This is a genomic window from Fodinibius salicampi (assembly GCF_039545095.1).
Taxonomy (GTDB): domain Bacteria; phylum Bacteroidota; class Rhodothermia; order Balneolales; family Balneolaceae; genus Fodinibius; species Fodinibius salicampi.
The window spans coordinates 1,614,043-1,632,219 of record NZ_BAABRS010000001.1 but is presented as its reverse complement, the minus strand read 5'-3'; the positions used below and the strand labels follow the sequence as shown (position 1 = coordinate 1,632,219).

Here is an 18,177-nt window from a genome sequence, read left to right as displayed (position 1 = left end):
AGAAATCATCGTAGTTAGAATCCTTTAATCTTGTTGGTATCACACGATTTAGGGGTATGTCGTTTCAATCTGAGTAAAGTCAGCTAGCTGTTAATAACAGGGGGCTACCGACATTTTACACTAGTGAAGGAAATCGAGATAATATTATAACAGGAGGGAATAGTTGACAGGGATAATAATATAAATGTCTTTATTGATATACGACATTTAATACCAATGTAGCGGAATAAGAATCGGGGATTACATCACCGACATTGATGTCTCCGAAAATATAAACATAACCGGTTTCCCAGGCAGAACTATTTTTCGAATCACTAATTGATTCCAGAACTGTTCGAAGATTATTATTGGTAAAGGGTATTATATTATCATAGTTATTTGCCTGGGAAGAATATGCGGCTTGGAGCGAAAGAGGGATTTGATCTGTATTTCCATTCTGTTCAGCTTCAAGGTGCTCCGGTTTATCAAGGCTTATTAATACGCTCTGGGTCGCTAACGCACGAATTTCAAAGACTCCCATCCGATTATCGCCGAGATTTATTTGCTGTGTTCCGCTGTTTGTTATAACGGTTCCAAAATTTAAGTTTCGTAGCACTTCAACACTCAGCTCAGGTTGGACCTCCATGTTATAATTAACGGTTTGGGCTTGAGTATAGATAGGCAGCAACCCTGAAAAAAGGAGTAATAGAAATAAAATTTTATTAGAGCAAGTTTTAGTCATTATCTTATTCTACAGAAATATTTATTATTCCGTTATATGTTCCAGCTTGCACGGGCCCGACTTCGATATCTCCATATATATAAACATAGGCTGTTTGTTGGAATAGGTCGCCTATACCATTTCCACGGCCATTACCACCACCGGCCCATGGAGGAGGTCCACCGGAAAAGTTGTATATCCGAAATGAAGCCGTATTATCATTAAAAAGTTCGGCCTGAGATTTATTTTCTTCTCCGTTATTGGCATAAGCTGCTCTTAGTGTATAAGGAAGCGAATTAGAAGCATTTAACTGCAGTGCGGGTGGTGGAGTAATGGTTACGTGGACCCTGCGAAAAAGAAATCCAGTAATGCTAATGATTTCCGTATTTGCATCTTCAAGCGGGATCTGAACGGTTCCCTGATTCTGCATTAAATTACCAAAATCAAGTATTCCGTCACTATATACCGATACCTCTAAATCTGGTGGAGCATCGATATTAAATGCAAGGGACTGGCCAAAGGCAACCGGGCATGAGGTAAAAAGGAAAACTAAAACTAGAAGAAGCTTCTCCATAAGCATGTATTTAATACCACAAAACAATTAAATGTACTCGACTTCTATGGTAAAATCGCCATTATAATTACCCGGTTCCGCGTTTTCTACTGTTACATTTCCGCCAATCCAAAAGTAATACCTTCCGTCGCTGTTTAAGGATAAATTTCTATTATCGGCCTGAAGAATTTCTGCAGAGCTCTGGTCATCCCGATCATTTCCGGCAATGGAATAGGTAAAAACAAGAGTAGATCCGTTGCCATTGGTTAGAATCCTTTCCGGGACAAAGCTGACCCGTATGGGAGCATTGGGATCGCCAATGGCAACCATTTTACCAGTGTTACTATCGGTTTGGGGGGCTATATTGATCTGTTGCTGGCTAGGCTGTACCGGACTAAAATTAATATCACGGACGGTATTCATTTCAAGGCTTCTAATAACTTCGGCATTCACAGAAATATCAATTTCTGCATTCTGCTGAGCTTTAGCCTGAATTGAACAGCTTGAGAGTAAAAAAACTATACATAAGAAACTCCACCATTTTTTGTCCATAGCCGTAACTTTTTTGTCGCAAATTGTAACAAAGGAGAGGTCTTCGCTACAAATGAGGGTTAATAGCTATCATAAACATAAAAAATAGTGAGTAAAGCTTCTGCACTAGTTTGATTAGAATTATCTTATAATTAGAATGGGAGAGATATTAATACGTTGAAGCCGATGAAAAGCTAAATTTTTCCTTTATATACTCTTCTCCTACAATAGAGGATTGTGTATAACGCGCACTCAGGATAAGAAAAGCCATTTTAAATGGTATCTCACCGAAAGTTTATTATTCATACGTAACAACGCGGGTGTATTTATTTTGTTTAACTGCATCGGCCGCAGCCATTTTTGCGTATTTTTCAGCAATGCAATTGTATTGGATACTGATATTTCCACTAATATCTATATCAATGCTATTTTCATAGGTGCTGCTTTCTTCCTGGGGGCGTTTACCAACTAAAACTGAGCCATTAATAGTTGGAGTTCCTTTACCATCAAATAGTTCAGCGTTCTCGAAAACAACTAGTCCATTAAATTCGAAATTTCCTTTCAAGTCTAACTCACCTTCATATCCCATTCCTCCGTCGCCTCGTATTACCAGTATCCCGTATCCTGCATCTTGTTTACCAGTAAGCTTTACGTAGTCTTCCACAAAAAAGACACCTGGATTCTCTTGGGTTCCTAATGATCCTGAATATTGGCCACTAATTGTCTTAGAATTGCCCGACTTTTTAAGGCGTGCAATCATCTCATCTACAGGAGAATATTTTAGGTCGCTGTCATATTTCAATTGAGGATCTCCGGTAACACCTTTATTTTCGGACCAGTCGGGAACAGTACCCGAAGCTTCCAATTCATCAGCATAGCTTTCATCCATGGCAGCTATACCAGGCATATTGCTACATCCACTGCCACTTGGAGGATTACCATTGATAATCGAACTACCACCAATACTTAATGACTTAATCTCTTCCTTCATAAGAGCAAGCGAAAGTGCTCCCTTAAACTTTGGTACCAAGTTACTGAAAGGTTCTTTTAGATAGACGCTGACGACTTCAGATTCATATCCATCCGCATAAGTGGCCTTGGAAGTAATACGAAGTGAATCTTCTTCCCAATAGCCATTGGTAGAATAGTCACTATTGGTTTCTACATAAAGTTCTACTGTAGCCTCATCAATTGTCTGGGTCCAAGTATTGCTCTTATCATAGGTGGTAGCCCAGCTGTCGTCTTCATTTACTTTCTGCATAGCGATTTGGATAGCGGTATGCGCTGCATTCTGCGCCGTCGTTTCATTCGCATACTTTACTGCTTTTTGTGTCAGTGATTTCCCCTGATCAGCTGTACTAATACCAATGATGCCCAGTATAACCAACATACCAGTACATATTATTAACATTGCTCGTCCCATAATGACTCCCTATTTATATTTAATTGCCTTAATTAATTTATTCTATATTTGGAGGGGAAAACCGTTTTTCCCACACCGTTTTAACATACCGTCCATTGTCATTAGTCCCTTGATATACTCTTTGAGGACTTTCCAGTACTAATTTAATATACAATTGTTTGATATCTTCCGGATTGGATACCGGTGTCAGCATATTGTTACTTGTATCTTCCCCGTATTGATCAAAATATTTGATTTCAAATTCGGTTACTCCTAAAGTGATAGGAGTTACTGAATTAATCCCACCACTGACCGTACGCTTTAGTTCAAGGTCATTGGGATTTTCTGTTGCAGATACGGGGTCGCTGGTTAATTCCCAGGTAATCGTTTCCACTGTTTTATCATTGCTGTCATCAATATTACTGCGGAAACGAATTCTTTGACTATCCGCCAGTTCTATAATCGGACTGGTTTTGCTGGTTTTATTATATCCCATCTTCAGAATATCATGTTCCAGCATATCCGTTAATGCAGCGGCTTTTTCACGCGTTATTTGCGTCATAGTCAATTCCGTTGAGCTGCTGGAAACAGACATGTTCATCATCAGGATGGCCATCAGCAGCATCCCTGCAATAATATAGCTTACTACGACTCCTAAATCCATAAGTCTAAAATTTCTTAGTCGGCATAATAGTTACGGGTAAATTCAAGTCTGTATTCCGTCATTTCGCCGGAACTACCTTGCTTTAAAAACTTACTTGTGATAAAAACCTGCATTTTCTTAAAATAGGTCGGGGAAGCCGTCTTGTTAAATGAGTCGTTAACATAAAAGACTTCCGTGCGGATATTAAATTCTCCGTGTTCAGTCTCAATCACTTCTTCCCAATCGTGGTAATCGTCAAAGTCGTCAAAATCTTGTCGAGTGTTTTCCCCGCTATCGGGTCCCAAGTTAGAAGGAGCTGCAAAGTCATTCGCATCGGCGGGGGGAAGTGCACTACTCACACTGTATTCATCAAATTCTTTTGTTCGCCCCTCTTCGATAATATCCTGAGCCAGGGCGACAACTTCTTGTTCCAATTCTCCCTCTACCTGCATAAGTGTGTTCCGTTGAATCATGCGTGTAGCACTGAGCAGGATCAGTGAAAAGATCACCATGGCTCCAATTGTCTGGAGTACTTCCGTATAGCCAACCATAGCAGTAGATATATTTATTGTATTATATTATTAACATACATAAAAAAGAGTTACAATGCATGTCCAATTCCTTTGATATTATTTCTTTAAATATTTTAATTTCGAGAAACCAAAATTTACCACGCAAAGCTGTTAAAATGTAAAGCGTCTAATTCCTGATCTCTTGATCGTATCAATATAAAGCGGGTTTCATCTGGAATGGATCTATTAGTTGACATTATTTACATTCTTCCAGTTATACTTATTTATTTAATACTACGGGCTTTTCCTTCCAATACTTTTTGGAAAAAGTACTGGCACGCGGATAATATGGAGGAGACATGCTAAGAAGACGGTCATCATAGGAATAATCTTTATGAAAACCTGATATTCCTCCCCATTTTATCTGACCAACAGCCCCTCGTTCTTGTTGTTGCAAGCCGCCTGTTAGTTTCAATGTTCCCCGATCAGAACCGCTATTATAGTTTTCAACCTCAAATGATTCATCAAGGGCCATAATAGAGGCATTTATTTCTAAGTCTTTGGAACCCGAGTTCTTATGGGCATCTTTGTCCACAATTACGTTTCCTTCACTTATAATACCTAAAAGGTCGGTAGACTCAGGATTTTTTTTCGGATCCTGAGAGTATTTAAGATCCCCCATTATTTCCACCTCTTCAGCAGAATGCAGGGTTACCTGACCTTTGATGGTTCCTTTGGTGTAGATTTTTTTCGAAGAAGAAATAACCCCGTTATAATCCTGGAGGTTATAAGTAACCGGCGGACTCCAGCTCCATCCATTACTTTCATAAATATCTACGGTTCCATTTTGTTTGAATTCAACGTAGATATCATTCGAATATGTAATTCCCCCATCTATACCGTTATTCCGTAGGTTATTTAGCTCTTGAGAGCCTGGCATATCAATCGTTGGAGACGCAAAGTCTGTGATATCTTCATATACCGGATCACCTCCATTTGGAGTATTTGGACTGGTCACAGGTCCCTTGAACACCGGGGAGCCTATTATATTAAATCGGTCATTGGTATGAACCGGCCCATCCAGCACATCACCGTCATAAAAATAAATATGTGAAGGTTCGTTATCGGTAAAATATACGTACTTTGAAAAGGAATCTTTGGTTATGGCAACTTCGGTATAAGCCTCAGCATTGTTTGTTTGAGCGTTACTTACTAACAGAATCGTATACTGATTCCAGTCATCGATGCTATGATCGGAGGGAATATCTGGGTTTCCATCCGTGTAATCGTCATAATCGAAAACCTGAAGCGTAACTTCTGATTCTACGAAGTCCTCCTCTGAAAGGCCCTCATCCCATGACTGATCTTTTTCAATTTCGCGAATACCATATTCCATAACACTATTGGAAACATTTTGGGCATGCATTTCCTGATGATAGTCATAGGTTCTTTCAGGAATGAGATTAAGACGATCACTCATTGACTTTTGAATGATCGCTACTACTATAATTAAACCGGATGCCAATAATAAAAGACCACGTCCCATAATAAAGTTGGATTATTTTGGAGATCTTAGAGTTGTAAATTGTTTGGAACTATTAATTTTTGCCAAACTGTTTTGGAATAGTCACCAGAAGAAGATATGCTTTCGGGTGATTCATAAACAATATTGATACGCAAGCTTTTAATCTTTTCTTTATCTGTTGTTTCGTTTTCTCCCTCTGTATCGCTAAAGCCAGTAATGGAAAAGTCTACCACTCTGAACTTGGTGGGCTTGCTTCCTCCCGTTTTATCTACGGGTCCATTACGTTGTAAAACCCGGTCATCAGGATTTGAGGTTTCTTTTACCTGAACACTTTTCTTGAAATGCCAAATAACTTCTGAGGTCCCATCGCCATAGACATCTGCACTAAAGTTGATGAAATGAGGAGGATTAAACGATTTTATTTTGCTGTTTTTACCAAATCCGATCCTGTTAAAATCTTGTTTAATAATTTTCCGTATGGTTTCGATCTGGGTTTTATTATGCAGATCAAGCGTTACGTCCGTTGAGTTTTGCAATGCCTGGTTATTTAAATGAATCATACTCAGCAGAAGCAGTCCCCCGATTATAAAGCTTGTTAAAATACCTGTATTCATAATTTACTCTCCATTAATTAAAGCTTTTGATAAATTGTAATCTGATATACCGCTCGCCGGGATCATCATCACTGTTGGTTTTTAGAAATTCATTAGAGACGGTTACCGAAACCTTTTTATTATTTAGAGAAGAGCCCGGGATCGTCATACTTGTAGAGTTTATATCCACATCATATTGCAGCGTATCGTCATCTATTATAAGCGGTACTTGTTTGGGATAGGAGCTCAGGTGGTTATTAAATGCAGATTCGGATTTAATCCAACGTATTTGATCTATTTCATCCTGAGCAATGGAAATAGCATTATATTCAAGCTCTCCGTTGAGTTGGATACGATTATTTAATTGGAATAACCGGTTTGTTTGCAATGATAACAGCGAAAATATTATCATGCCTCCCATCAAAAAAATTAGGTCAGAGTAGTCGTTCATGCTGTAGCCAAACTATTGTGCACCTAATATCCCGATACTAGTGCGATGAACATACTGCGATAGGTGCTTGGTAGATGATTGTTTTTATCTTATATGATATATACGCAAATCAATTCCAAAAGTTAATTATATTTTTTTAATAAAGACTTTTGTTTGCTTTCTGATAAGTATTTCTCTTGTTTTATCATTCGGAAAGAACGCCAATAACTTTTTACAGACCTCTTAAAAAGAATATATATTGTTGTAACGGTAGTCAAAAACTACACTGAATTTGCAATTACATTCCATATAAAAGTATAATGAAAGGAATTATTTTAGCCGGAGGAACCGGCTCGCGACTTTATCCGTTAACTAAAGTAACAAATAAGCACCTGCTTCCGGTAGGGGATCAACCGATGATTTATTATCCTATCCGAAAGTTAACGGAGGCAGGTATTGAAGAAATATTGGTGGTAACGGGAACTGAGCATATGGGAGATGTCGTCACGCTACTTGGTTCAGGTAAGGATTTTGGTTGTCGTTTCACCTATAAGGTTCAGGATGAAGCTGGTGGTATAGCTCAGGCTTTGGGACTGGCAGAAAATTTTGTTGGCAATGACACCATGACGGTCATTTTAGGAGATAATATTTTTGAGAGTTCCCTGAAGCCGGCTCTTGACTCTTATCCCGGAGTCGGGGCCCAGATTCTACTAAAGGAGGTAGAAGATCCCGAACGATTTGGAGTAGCTGAGGTAGAAGGAGAAAAAGTTGTCAATATTGAAGAAAAGCCTGATAAACCGAAGAGTAGTTTAGCGGTAACAGGTGTATATATGTATGACTCTAAAGTATTTGAGTATATACGAAACTTGGAGCCTTCAGACCGGGGTGAACTTGAAATCACCGATGTAAATAATCATTACATTGATGCCGAAAGAATGCGATTCTCAATAATGGAAGGATGGTGGACCGATGCCGGAACCCCGGAATCGTATAAGCGGGCAAATAAGTTGGTGGGAGTAGGAAAATGAAGGATCTTATATTACTGGGAGCCTCTGGCCAGCTGGGGCAGGAGTGGCAGCAGATCCTGGATAAGGAAGATTTTAGCCAATTCAACATAGCAGCATACGATTCTGATCAGCTGGATCTGACGGATAAACATAAATTAGCTGAAGTATTACAGGAAAGAAATCCTGATGTAGTTGTAAACTGTGCCGCTTATACAAAAGTGGATGAATCCGAAAAGCATATCAAGCAGGCCGAAACTGTAAATGTAAAGGCAGTTGCTGAACTGGCAAGGCTAAGTGAGGAGTTGAACTTTAAACTTCTTCATTATTCAACGGATTATATATTTCCCGGGGGCGAAGAAGACAAGCAGCGATTTCCAAAAGGATATACTGAGGACCATCCGGCTGATCCAATAAATAAATACGGAGAAACAAAGTGGAAGGGGGAACAGGCCATCCGCGATAATACTGACAATTATTTGATTATCCGTGTCTCTTGGTTGTGTGGACAGTTCGGCTCTAACTTTGTAAAGACGATGTTAAAGCTGGGGAAAGAGCGTTCAACTTTGCAGGTTGTCGATGATCAATGGGGCAGCCCGACGTTTACTACGAATGTAGTCGAAAATTGTATTAATCTGTTGTACCGAGAAGTCAAAGGTACCTATCACCTGACCTCGGAAGGCCTCATTACTTGGTACGAATTTGCTAGAGCCATTTTTGATAAAGCAGGAGTAGAGGTAAAGGTTGAGCCTGTTTCGTCTGATCAATTTGAAACTATGGCCGATCGGCCTCATTATTCCAAGCTATGTACTGATAAAATAGAAGCTGTTCCGGGAAGCAATGTTATAAATTGGAATCAGGGTCTGGATAATCTACTTAGCCAACTGGATTCATTGAGTCGCTTATAACGCTTTGAAACTTGTACAAACCCTAAGATTATATCGTTAAAATGGTATATTTGATATCTTAATATTATAAATGAATTGAATGGAAGAGTAGATGCAAATTACCGAGACCGAAATTTCTGAAGTATTATTGTTTGAGCCAAAGGTATATAGAGATGATCGTGGTTTTTTTCTGGAAACATATAGAGAAAAGCACTTGAAAAAAGTGGGTATAGATATTCATTTTGTACAGGATAATCTTTCTAAATCACAGCAGGGAACGGTCCGAGGGCTACATTACCAGATTGAACAGCCTCAGGATAAGCTTATTATGGTTATGGAAGGGCGTATTTTGGATGTGGCAGTAGACTTGAGAAGGAGTTCTTCTACATTTGGCAAGTATGTAGCCCGTGAGTTGTCTTCCGATAATAAGCACCAAATGTTTATACCCAAAGGATTTGCACACGGCTTTTCTGTGCTCTCTAATAACGCACTGGTCTATTATAAGTGCAGCGATTATTACTGCCCGGAGGGAGAATACGGACTTTTCTGGAACGATCCCTCGCTTAATATTGACTGGCAGGTGACTGATCCTGTTATTTCAGAAAAAGATCAAAATCAGCCCAAAATCAGTGAAATTTCAAAGGAATTTTTATTTTAATGAATAAGCGAATAATTGTGACGGGCGGAGCGGGATTTATCCCGTGAAATGATTGCAGATATTTATGAGTAGTTTTTACTATACCTATATCTTAGAGAGTCAAAAGGACGGAAACTGGTATACAGGATTTACCCAAGATCTGCAATCACGATTTGAGCGACACCAAGCAGGTAAAGTATCATCGACTAAGCATCGTAGACCTTTTAAACTTATTTACTTCGAAGGTTGTAGAAATCGGCAAGATGCGATAAATCGTGAGAAGTATCTCAAAACTCATTATGGAAAAATGTTTGTAAAAAGGAGACTCAAATCGTATTTCACAGGACAAGAAGATAACGACCATTAACTATACTTAAAGTCACAATATTACAATGAATATTCTAGTAACCGGCGGAGCGGGATTTATCGGTTCTAACCTGCTTTGCTATCTTCATGATCGATATTCTGAGGCGGAGTTTTTGAATATTGACAAACTTAGTTACGCTTCGGATTTATCCTATCTGAATTCCATAAAAACTTCCAATCGCTATCGGTTTAAAAAACTTGATATCGTGGATCGGGATGCTCTCCGTGATATCATTCGAGGTTTTGAGCCGGATGGTGTATTTCACCTTGCTGCTGAATCACATGTAGATAACTCAATTAGCGGCCCTGAGCCGTTTATCCAATCGAATGTGGTGGGGACGTTTAATTTGTTGGAAGAATGTCGTCGATTTTGGCAGCAGGAGGATGGAAACTGGAATCCCCATCGTTTTTTACATGTCTCTACTGATGAAGTATATGGGGAACTAGGGGATGAAGGAGCTTTTTCGGAGAAAACCCCCTATGCCCCGAATTCTCCGTATTCAGCTTCTAAAGCGGGCAGTGACTTTATTGTTCGTTCATATCATCATACTTACGGAATGAATGTGGTTACAACCAACTGCTCTAATAATTTCGGTCCACATCAACATGATGAAAAATTAATTCCAACGGTTATTCGCACAGCTTTAAATGGGAAGGAAATTCCGGTTTATGGGAAGGGAGAGAATGTGCGTGACTGGCTCTATGTAAAGGATCATTGTGAGGCCCTTGATTTGGTTTTTCAACAAGGTAAAAAGGGGGATACGTACGTAATTGGGGGTAATAACGAGTGGAAAAATATTGATTTGGTAAAGAAAATATGCGATATCCTTAATGAAGAAGTTGGTGAAGGCCCGGAAGGTGACTATAAAAACTTAATTACTTTTGTAATGGATCGGCCTGGCCACGATTTTCGATATGCCATTGATGCCTCTAAAATTAAAGAAGAGTTGGGCTGGTCGGCCACTCGTTCATTTGAAGACCATCTGCGCGAAACCGTTCGGTGGTATATGGAGCAATACCAATAGGTTAAAGACGTACTTTTGAAATTCTGAAACAAGCTTTCAAGTGTCAATTCTTCGGAGAATAAGTGCTGAACGATATGGAAATTAATCCTCAGGCATATCATTACCACGGGGCACAAAGGCCTGAATGTCGGTAATTTCTCTTCCCAGAATAAGTCCATGGATATCGTAAGTACCTTCGTAAGTATTTACGGATTCAAGATTCATGACATGGTGGATAACTCGATATTCACCGGTAATGCCATTAGCTCCGTGCATATCACGAGCGATGCGGGCAATTTCGAGTGCCTTTCCACAATTATTGCGTTTGGCCATCGATACCATACTATGGTGATCACGTCCCTCATCTTTAAGTTTTCCCAGTCGCCAGGCTAATAGCTGCATCTGCGTAATATCGGTAAGCATATTTGCAAGCTTGGTTTGGGGAAGCTGATTGGCCCCTATCGGATATCCGAACTGACTGCGATCCAATACATACTCACGCGCCTTTTGATAGCAGAATTCTGCTGCTCCAACCGTTCCCCAGGCAATACCATACCGGGCGCTGTTAAGGCAGGTAAACGGCCCTTTAAGTCCGGTAATATCTGGAAATACATTTTCTTCGGGGATAAACACATCCTCAAAAATCATTTCACCGGTTTCTGAAGCTCGCAGCGACATTTTGTGTTTAGTAGATGGAGCACTGTATCCCTCCATATTTTTTTCTACCAGGAAACCGCGAATCACTCCGTCATCCTCTTTGTGTTCTTTTGCCTTGGCCCATACTACCCCAATATCCGCAATGGGGGAGTTGGTAATCCACATTTTAGCCCCGTTAAGAATCCAACCTTCATCCGTTTTAACAGCAGTGGTACTCATTGAACCGGGGTCAGAACCATGATCGGGTTCGGTTAGTCCAAAGCAGCCGATCAGTTCACCGGTCGCCAGTTTAGGAAGGAACCGTTCCTTTTGTTGTTCGGTTCCAAATTTAAAAATCGGATACATTACCAGCGAAGATTGTACTGACATAAAAGACCGATAACCGGAATCCACACGCTCTACTTCACGGGCAATAAGTCCATAAGCCGTTTGGCTGGCATCCACACCACCATATTCAGGGGGCAGATATGATCCCAGCAGGCCCAAATCACCCATTTCAGTAGCAATATCCTGATCAAAATATTCTTCCTGGTTTCCTTTAAGGGCCCGGGGTTCCAGTTTACTCTGCGCATAATCCCTGGCTGTTTCCATGACCATGCGATCATCTTCATTCAACTCGGGTTCAAACTGGAAAGGGTCGTTGATATTAAAACTATTGCTGGACATAGAATAATTTTTCGCTGTGGATATTTATTTGTTTAATAAGGTAAATGATATGAGTGAAAGTTGCAGGTTAAAGGTTTGGAGGTTCAACTTTTAACCTATTAACGTTCAACATCAGTTATTCTCAGGAGAACTAATAGTAACCGCATATTTTCGGATTTGAGGAAAAGGATCATCTATTTTTGTATAGATATTTCCTTGCGTATCTACATAGGCAAGAGATCCGATGTTTGGTGTTCTACCTTCCTCTTCTAAAGAATAGAGAAGAGTGCCATCCGAGCGATACAGGTCAAGACTATTTTTGAAGGTAATCGGTGGTACCCTACTGTCTTCACGTTGCGACCTTTCCAGGTAGCGGTCGGGATCGTCTACATTTGTTGGCCAGTTTAAGGTGGTCAGGTAAAAGCCGCTGGTAAGAGGAATGGGAGCATTAAGGCTGCCGTAACCGCGGATAGAGCGACTGGAGCCAGATTGAACGAAACCGGGCCGCATCAGTTTATCAAAATCGCGGGTAATGCTTTTAACATTTTCCCCCTGACTGTTAAAAAAATGGATCTTATAGTCTTGAATATTTCCGGCTGCTATTAAAGAGTCAATGACCTGGATACTGAAACTATAGCCGAGGCCTTCCGGTAGATCCGTATTAGAAGAAGATTCAATTGTAAACTGATTAACTATATTTAAGTTGTCTCTGGTATTTAAGAGGGTCACTTGTCTCGCTAACTGGCCCATTACAGTAGAGGAGGTAACCAATAAGCTATCGTCTAAAAACCCTTCAACCGCATTAAAGGAAAGGTCAAGGGATTCAAGGGAAGTGCTGGTTATAAAATTTCCATCCATATCAAATTGATCGATTCGGGAACCACTTACATTGGCGGTATAAAGATATTCGCCGTCGGTAACTAATCCACGCGGCTGCTCAAAATCACCGGGACCTCTTCCTTCTCTGCCCGTTTGCCACCGTAAATTTCCGTCCGGGTCGAAAGAGTACAGAATTCCATTTTGTCCGTCAATTACGTAAAGGTTGTTGTTTTGATCTGTGACCGGACCTTGTAACTGATAAGTTTGGGGAAGCATAAGCGCTTCATTATCACCGAAGGTTTGTACTAGCTCGAATGTTATCGGAGGTTCCGATAAATCCTGCCAAATTCCGAACGTTGGATTTTCGGAAACAAAGCCTTGTTCATTTGACTGCTCCGAACAGGAGGTCAAGGTGACCAAACAAAATAGAATGACAATCCTGATGAAGTCATTAGGCATAGAAGGGGTTATTTGTTCATAGAAAAAGGAATGCTATTGATTTTCTCTAAAAAAGTAAAGAATTCCCGTCATTTGCTAATAGTCCGTTGGATTGAGTATTCAACGGATGCTTTGCCACTATCCCCAATGTTCTTTCTTTAATTCACGTGCGATGATCATACGTTGTACTTCAGAAGTACCTTCGCCAATAGTCATTAACTTCGCATCGCGCAGAAATCGTTCAACGTGGTATTCTTTGATATATCCATAACCACCGTGAATTTGTACGGCCTCATTAGCCGCGCGTACTGCTAATTCAGAAGCAAAAAGCTTGGCCATTGAAACTTCTTTGGTGTAGGGTTTTCCCTGATCTTTTAATTGAGCGGCGCGGTGGACCATCATGCGGGCGGCATCTATTTCCGTGGCCATGTCTGCAAGTTTTGTTTCTATGGCCTGGAAGTCGCCGATGGGTGATCCAAATTGTTTGCGCTCTCCGGCATACCTCATCGATTCTTCCAGCGCACCACGGGCAATTCCAACTGAAAGGGCCCCAATGCCTATACGCCCGCCATCAAGCACTTTCATAGTATCAACAAATCCCTTTCCGGCTTCGCCGAGCAAATTTTCTTCCGGCACTTTAACCTCTTCAAAATGGACTTCGGTAGTATCGCTGGAATTCATGCCCAGCTTTTCCATCTTTTTGCCCGGCTGTATGCCATCCCATCTACTCTCTACGATAAAAGTACTAATACCTTTTGTTCCTTTATCCGGATCGGTTTTAGCCAGTACCACATAGATGTCACCAACGGAACCCTGGGTAATAAATATTTTTGAACCATTGAGTATATAATGATCTCCTTTCTTTATGGCGGTTGTTTTCAAGCCTGAGGCATCGCTGCCGGAACCGGGTTCCGTAAGACACCATGCCCCTAACTTTTCTCCTTTAGCCAGAGGAGTAAGATATTGTTCTTTCTGTGACTTGCTCCCAGCCAGCGCGATATGGCCAGAGGCCAGGGAAGTGTGAGAGGCAACCGTCAATGCGAGGGAAGCATCCCATCGTGCAATCTCTTCAATAGCCAGACAAAAACTAATAGTGTCCACGCCTCCACCACCAAACTCTTCAGGATGGATCATGCCCATAAATCCCTGTTCTGCTAGCTGTTTTACAATTTCTGCAGGGAATTTTTTTTTGCTATCGCGTTCTTTAACACCCGGAGCAACATACCGTTCAGTAAAATCTTTAATCGCATTGCGTATTAGCTGCTGTTCTTCGGAAAATTCAAAGTCCATAAGATAATGCTCTGATATTTTACTAGAATTTAATGGCTGATATTTTAAGTCTAAAGATACAAAAAAATGTGTCTAATTATTATCGCCTCATTTTTAGTATCGCGTTTTGAGGCTGTGATTAGCAACCGTTTCTTCGGGTACCTGGAACCAATAAATGAGAAATCAATAAAATTTGGAACAAAAAAAATGGTTGCCGGGTATATAGAAGTGCAATAATTGATTGCCCTATGACAATCATAAATATCATTAAAGATTAATTAAAAAATAGAGATATAATATTATGAAGTTTCTCAAAAAAGAATACGTTCTCTCAGCATTCATGTTGATATTCGGACTTGCAATGGTTTCCAATACCGCTGTGGCTCAAACCACAGAAGCGGAAACCGAAGCAACAGCCGCTGCTACAATTTCTGGTAAAGTCATCGATAATGCTTCCCAAGAGGCAGTTGCCGGTGTAGAAGTTAAGGTTTCTGCCGATCAGTCTGCTACTACCGACGAAGAAGGTAAGTTTAACATCGACGGACTTGAGCCAGGAACATACACAGTAACGATTGAAGCTGATGGTTATGAAAGCTTTAGTCAGGAAGTGATGCTGGAAGGAAATAAAGAGCTTGAAATCGCTCTGACACCTTCTGGAAGTTAACTCCTAAAAGGAGAGCTGTTTACAATAAAAGGCCGCTTTTGTTAATACGAGAGCGGCCTTTTTTATATTTATAAAAATTGAGATTTTAAAGATTAGATTTTGCCAAATGGTCAAGGTCTTTAAAAAGAGGCCCAGGTAATTTATCCGAAATTCCAGGTGACGCCTCTGCCAATTTCCGGGTCTGGATAGTTCCAGTCTACGGCTCCCTGATCGCAGGCATACATGCAGGTACCACATTCAATACAGTCTTCTACCTGAAAGTGTACTTGTCCCTCCTCATCCATAGTATAACAATTAGCCGGGCATACATAGGTAGTACACTTGTGCGGGCATACAGAATTACAAATATCGGTATCAACAACGATATGTGGCTTGATATCCGATTTTGCCTGATTGCGATAGCTAACAAGTCCCAGCCGTTCCGTAAGATCAAGTAATTTCATAACGATTTTGCCCCTTTAAATCCTAATTTCATTAAATCCCAGTATGAAGAGTGCTTTTTAATTGATTCAGACATCAGCTTGCGTGACTTTTTGGTAGGTTCATCATCAATAGTGAAAAACTTTCGTCCGAAATCACAAATTAAATTAGGCACATCCTGGTACATTTGTGGACTATGCAGCATATGTACGGCATCCTGAAAGTTGTTGATATCTTTCAGGACGTAACTATCTTCCAAAGCTTTTTTATATTCTTTAAGAGTATTGCTGGAATAATCTCCTTTTTCTTTCGCTTTTATAATAGTTTCCGCACCCAGAATGCCCGACCGCATGGCATAATCCATTCCCTGAATGGCCTTTCCGGCGTTCATTAACAGGTTAGCAGCTTCGCCACAAAGAAGAATCCCGTCTTTATACAGCTCTTTTGGCATTACCCGTTTATCACCTGAGGAAACAACATGAGCAGAATATTCTACTACTTCCCCCCCTTTAATAGTGTCCTGTATGACCGGGTGGTTTTTAAAATGATTTAGAATATCATGAGGACTTTTTTCCTTCTCTCTCATGTCTTTGATGCCGGCCACCAAGCCCAGTGAGATAGTATCGCGGTTTGTGTAGAGGAATCCACCGCCTTCTACCCCGTCGGTTGCAAAACCCACAAATTCATTCGACATTCCGCTTAGTCCGTCGAGCTGAAACCGGTCTTCCAGTACCTTTTGATCGTAACGGATGACTTCTTTAATGCCGGTCAGCATATGATCGGCAGGTACATAGTCGTCCTGCAAACCCACATGACGGGTAAGCAGATTATTTACTCCCTCCGCAATGATTACGCTATCCGCGTGGAACTCTTCATCTCCAGTACGGATGCCCACTGCTTTGTCCTCTTCCATGAGTACTTCATCGACCTTTATATTAGTGGCAATAAAGGACTCCATGGCATAATCACTATTGTCGATGGCATCCTGTACTTTCCCGGCCAGCCACCGGTCAAATTTCGAACGCAAAACAACGACGCCGCTATAGGGCGTTTCATTAAAATGGGAGGATTTAAAATCAATGGAAAAGGTTGACTGATCGTCCATAAAGGTAAGGCGCCGATGGTTGATGAAGCGTTCCCAGCCCCCGTCTTCTTCTTTCCAGTATTCAGGAACAAGCTTTGCCAGATCGCTGCCCCAGAGAACTCCCCCGGAAACATTCTTTGATCCTGCAAATTCTCCCTTCTCTATGAGGAGAAACTTCATATTATTTCGGGCCAGGATCATGGCTGCTGCCAGTCCTGCAATACCCGCTCCCACGATAATACAGTCAAATTTTTCGTCCATTATAATCAGTTGGAAAGTTGAAGATTTAAAGGTTGAAGGTCATAGTTTCCAAACTTGGAACATTTAACTTCAACTATATTAGTTTTTGATCTTCTTCAATTCCTCAATAAAAGGTGGCAGTACCTTATAGAGATCCCCTACGATTCCATAATCAGCAATATCGAAGATGGGCGCATCGGGATCTTTGTTGATAGCTACAATCACTTTACTGTTAGACATTCCTGCTACGTGTTGAATAGCTCCAGAAATGCCCACGGCAATATAGAGCTGTGGTGAAACTACCTTCCCGGTCTGACCAATTTGCAGGCTTGGGTCCATGATACCCGCTTCAGTAAGAGCACGTGAAGCTCCGATACCGGCATTGAGGACGGAGGCCAGTTCTTCAATGAGAGCTTGTCCCTCTTCGTCTTTGGTACCGCGACCGGCAGCAACAATTGTTTGAGCCTCTGAGAGATCAATTTTATCATCTGACGTTCCGATAATTTCGCGGAGTGAGGCTTTTATTTCATTATCATCAATACTGAAATCTATATCTATTACCTCTGCTTCGCTGTCAGCTTCATTTAGATCGTAAGAGCCTGAACGTACGGAAACCAGTATTTTATCCCCCTCTGCTTGATTATCAGATAATATTTTTGCGGCCATCACCGGACGCTTTGCCTGAATTCCATTGTCAGTAAGTTCAAACTCCGAAACATCAGAAAGTACGGCGGCATCCTGACTGGCGGCAAGAGCTCCTAAAATATCTTTGGTACTTTCCGTTGAGGCAAAAGCAATCAGATAGGGGGCGGCTTTCTCAATTACTTTATTAAGGGCTTTAATGAGAGGTCTGTTCTGATGATTCTTAAACACAGGATCCTCAATCGTATAAATGGTTGAAGGTCCATACTTCTTTACCTCGTCAACATAATCTGAAGCTTTTTCATCAATAATTACAGCTTCTGCTTGGTGACCGTGACTCTCCGCCAGTTGTCGGACATGGGATAATACTTCTAATGAGGAGCGCTTTATCTTGCCGTCACTGATAACAATGTGAGTTAGTAGGGTACTCATAGTAAAAATAGTTTTATTTTCGTTCTAAATTTCTGGTGAACCAGTGATGAGTAATGAGAATTTTTACTCTCATTACTTAT

The 18,177-nt window shown here is 40.8% G+C and carries 21 protein-coding genes; 6 read left to right on the top strand and 15 right to left on the bottom strand.

Translation table 11 applies throughout. The features are described 5' to 3' along the window. Nucleotides 1-190: 190 nt before the first annotated feature. From ABEB05_RS06995 to ABEB05_RS06955, 9 genes are all read right to left on the bottom strand, one after another. Nucleotides 191-625 carry a hypothetical protein gene (locus ABEB05_RS06995; protein ID WP_265788753.1) on the bottom strand — a complete coding sequence of 145 codons (435 nt, stop codon included), beginning with the start codon at nucleotides 623-625 and terminating at the stop codon, nucleotides 191-193. Nucleotides 626-725: 100 nt separating this feature from the next. Next, a complete protein-coding gene (locus ABEB05_RS06990) occupies nucleotides 726-1,274 on the bottom strand; it encodes a hypothetical protein (RefSeq protein WP_265788751.1) in 549 nt (182 codons plus the stop codon). A gap of 27 nt (nucleotides 1,275-1,301) precedes the next feature. Beyond that, complete coding sequence (locus ABEB05_RS06985; protein WP_265788749.1) at nucleotides 1,302-1,805, bottom strand: DUF4402 domain-containing protein; 504 nt, start codon at nucleotides 1,803-1,805, stop codon at nucleotides 1,302-1,304. 277 nt (nucleotides 1,806-2,082) lie between these two features. Beyond that, complete coding sequence (locus ABEB05_RS06980) at nucleotides 2,083-3,207, bottom strand: hypothetical protein (RefSeq protein WP_265788747.1); 1,125 nt, start codon at nucleotides 3,205-3,207, stop codon at nucleotides 2,083-2,085. Nucleotides 3,208-3,244: 37 nt separating this feature from the next. Further along, a complete protein-coding gene (locus ABEB05_RS06975) occupies nucleotides 3,245-3,850 on the bottom strand; it encodes a hypothetical protein (RefSeq protein ID WP_265788745.1) in 606 nt (201 codons plus the stop codon). Nucleotides 3,851-3,864: 14 nt separating this feature from the next. After that, nucleotides 3,865-4,380: a type IV pilus modification PilV family protein gene (locus ABEB05_RS06970; RefSeq protein WP_265788743.1), complete on the bottom strand. Its 516-nt coding sequence runs from the start codon at nucleotides 4,378-4,380 to the stop codon at nucleotides 3,865-3,867. Between the two features lie 241 nt (nucleotides 4,381-4,621). Then, a complete protein-coding gene (locus tag ABEB05_RS06965; RefSeq protein WP_265788741.1) occupies nucleotides 4,622-5,887 on the bottom strand; it encodes a DUF4900 domain-containing protein in 1,266 nt (421 codons plus the stop codon). 26 nt (nucleotides 5,888-5,913) lie between these two features. Further along, entirely contained in the window at nucleotides 5,914-6,480 is a 567-nt protein-coding gene (locus tag ABEB05_RS06960; RefSeq protein ID WP_265788739.1) for a hypothetical protein, read from the bottom strand. A gap of 13 nt (nucleotides 6,481-6,493) precedes the next feature. Continuing rightward, nucleotides 6,494-6,910 carry a hypothetical protein gene (locus ABEB05_RS06955; protein ID WP_265788737.1) on the bottom strand — a complete coding sequence of 139 codons (417 nt, stop codon included), beginning with the start codon at nucleotides 6,908-6,910 and terminating at the stop codon, nucleotides 6,494-6,496. A 299-nt stretch (nucleotides 6,911-7,209) separates the two neighbouring features. On the opposite strand from ABEB05_RS06955, the gene ABEB05_RS06950 reads away from it, so the two are divergent. The 5 genes from ABEB05_RS06950 (at nucleotide 7,210) to rfbB (ending at nucleotide 10,808) form a co-directional block, all read left to right on the top strand. Then, complete coding sequence (locus tag ABEB05_RS06950) at nucleotides 7,210-7,917, top strand: sugar phosphate nucleotidyltransferase (protein WP_265788735.1); 708 nt, start codon at nucleotides 7,210-7,212, stop codon at nucleotides 7,915-7,917. After that, a complete protein-coding gene (rfbD, locus tag ABEB05_RS06945) occupies nucleotides 7,914-8,801 on the top strand; it encodes a dTDP-4-dehydrorhamnose reductase (protein ID WP_265788734.1) in 888 nt (295 codons plus the stop codon). Before ABEB05_RS06950 ends, rfbD begins: the two co-directional genes overlap by 4 nt. A 91-nt stretch (nucleotides 8,802-8,892) precedes the next feature. Continuing rightward, entirely contained in the window at nucleotides 8,893-9,438 is a 546-nt protein-coding gene (rfbC, locus tag ABEB05_RS06940; protein WP_265788732.1) for a dTDP-4-dehydrorhamnose 3,5-epimerase, read from the top strand. A 64-nt stretch (nucleotides 9,439-9,502) separates the two neighbouring features. Then, nucleotides 9,503-9,784 carry a GIY-YIG nuclease family protein gene (locus ABEB05_RS06935; protein ID WP_345694241.1) on the top strand — a complete coding sequence of 94 codons (282 nt, stop codon included), beginning with the start codon at nucleotides 9,503-9,505 and terminating at the stop codon, nucleotides 9,782-9,784. Between the two features lie 25 nt (nucleotides 9,785-9,809). Further along, complete coding sequence (gene rfbB / locus ABEB05_RS06930; RefSeq protein ID WP_265788730.1) at nucleotides 9,810-10,808, top strand: dTDP-glucose 4,6-dehydratase; 999 nt, start codon at nucleotides 9,810-9,812, stop codon at nucleotides 10,806-10,808. An 81-nt stretch (nucleotides 10,809-10,889) separates the two neighbouring features. On the opposite strand, the gene ABEB05_RS06925 is transcribed toward rfbB, so the two are convergent. The 3 genes from ABEB05_RS06925 to ABEB05_RS06915 form a co-directional block, all read right to left on the bottom strand. Beyond that, nucleotides 10,890-12,110: an acyl-CoA dehydrogenase gene (locus tag ABEB05_RS06925; protein WP_265788728.1), complete on the bottom strand. Its 1,221-nt coding sequence runs from the start codon at nucleotides 12,108-12,110 to the stop codon at nucleotides 10,890-10,892. Nucleotides 12,111-12,221: 111 nt separating this feature from the next. Further along, a complete protein-coding gene (locus ABEB05_RS06920) occupies nucleotides 12,222-13,367 on the bottom strand; it encodes a 6-bladed beta-propeller (RefSeq protein ID WP_265788726.1) in 1,146 nt (381 codons plus the stop codon). 117 nt (nucleotides 13,368-13,484) lie between these two features. Beyond that, complete coding sequence (locus ABEB05_RS06915) at nucleotides 13,485-14,636, bottom strand: acyl-CoA dehydrogenase family protein (protein ID WP_265788724.1); 1,152 nt, start codon at nucleotides 14,634-14,636, stop codon at nucleotides 13,485-13,487. A gap of 280 nt (nucleotides 14,637-14,916) precedes the next feature. On the opposite strand from ABEB05_RS06915, the gene ABEB05_RS06910 reads away from it, so the two are divergent. Next, the gene (locus tag ABEB05_RS06910; RefSeq protein WP_265788722.1) at nucleotides 14,917-15,279 is read left to right on the top strand and encodes a carboxypeptidase-like regulatory domain-containing protein; all 363 of its coding nucleotides are present in this window, start codon (nucleotides 14,917-14,919) and stop codon (nucleotides 15,277-15,279) included. A gap of 140 nt (nucleotides 15,280-15,419) precedes the next feature. Here the strand turns inward: ABEB05_RS06910 and ABEB05_RS06905 are convergent, their stop codons facing one another. From ABEB05_RS06905 to ABEB05_RS06895, 3 genes are all read right to left on the bottom strand, one after another. After that, nucleotides 15,420-15,722 carry a ferredoxin family protein gene (locus tag ABEB05_RS06905; RefSeq protein WP_265788720.1) on the bottom strand — a complete coding sequence of 101 codons (303 nt, stop codon included), beginning with the start codon at nucleotides 15,720-15,722 and terminating at the stop codon, nucleotides 15,420-15,422. Next, a complete protein-coding gene (locus ABEB05_RS06900) occupies nucleotides 15,719-17,044 on the bottom strand; it encodes an FAD-dependent oxidoreductase (RefSeq protein WP_265788718.1) in 1,326 nt (441 codons plus the stop codon). Before ABEB05_RS06900 ends, ABEB05_RS06905 begins: the two co-directional genes overlap by 4 nt. Nucleotides 17,045-17,122: 78 nt before the next feature. Then, nucleotides 17,123-18,097: an electron transfer flavoprotein subunit alpha/FixB family protein gene (locus tag ABEB05_RS06895; RefSeq protein WP_265788717.1), complete on the bottom strand. Its 975-nt coding sequence runs from the start codon at nucleotides 18,095-18,097 to the stop codon at nucleotides 17,123-17,125. Nucleotides 18,098-18,177: the final 80 nt, after the last annotated feature.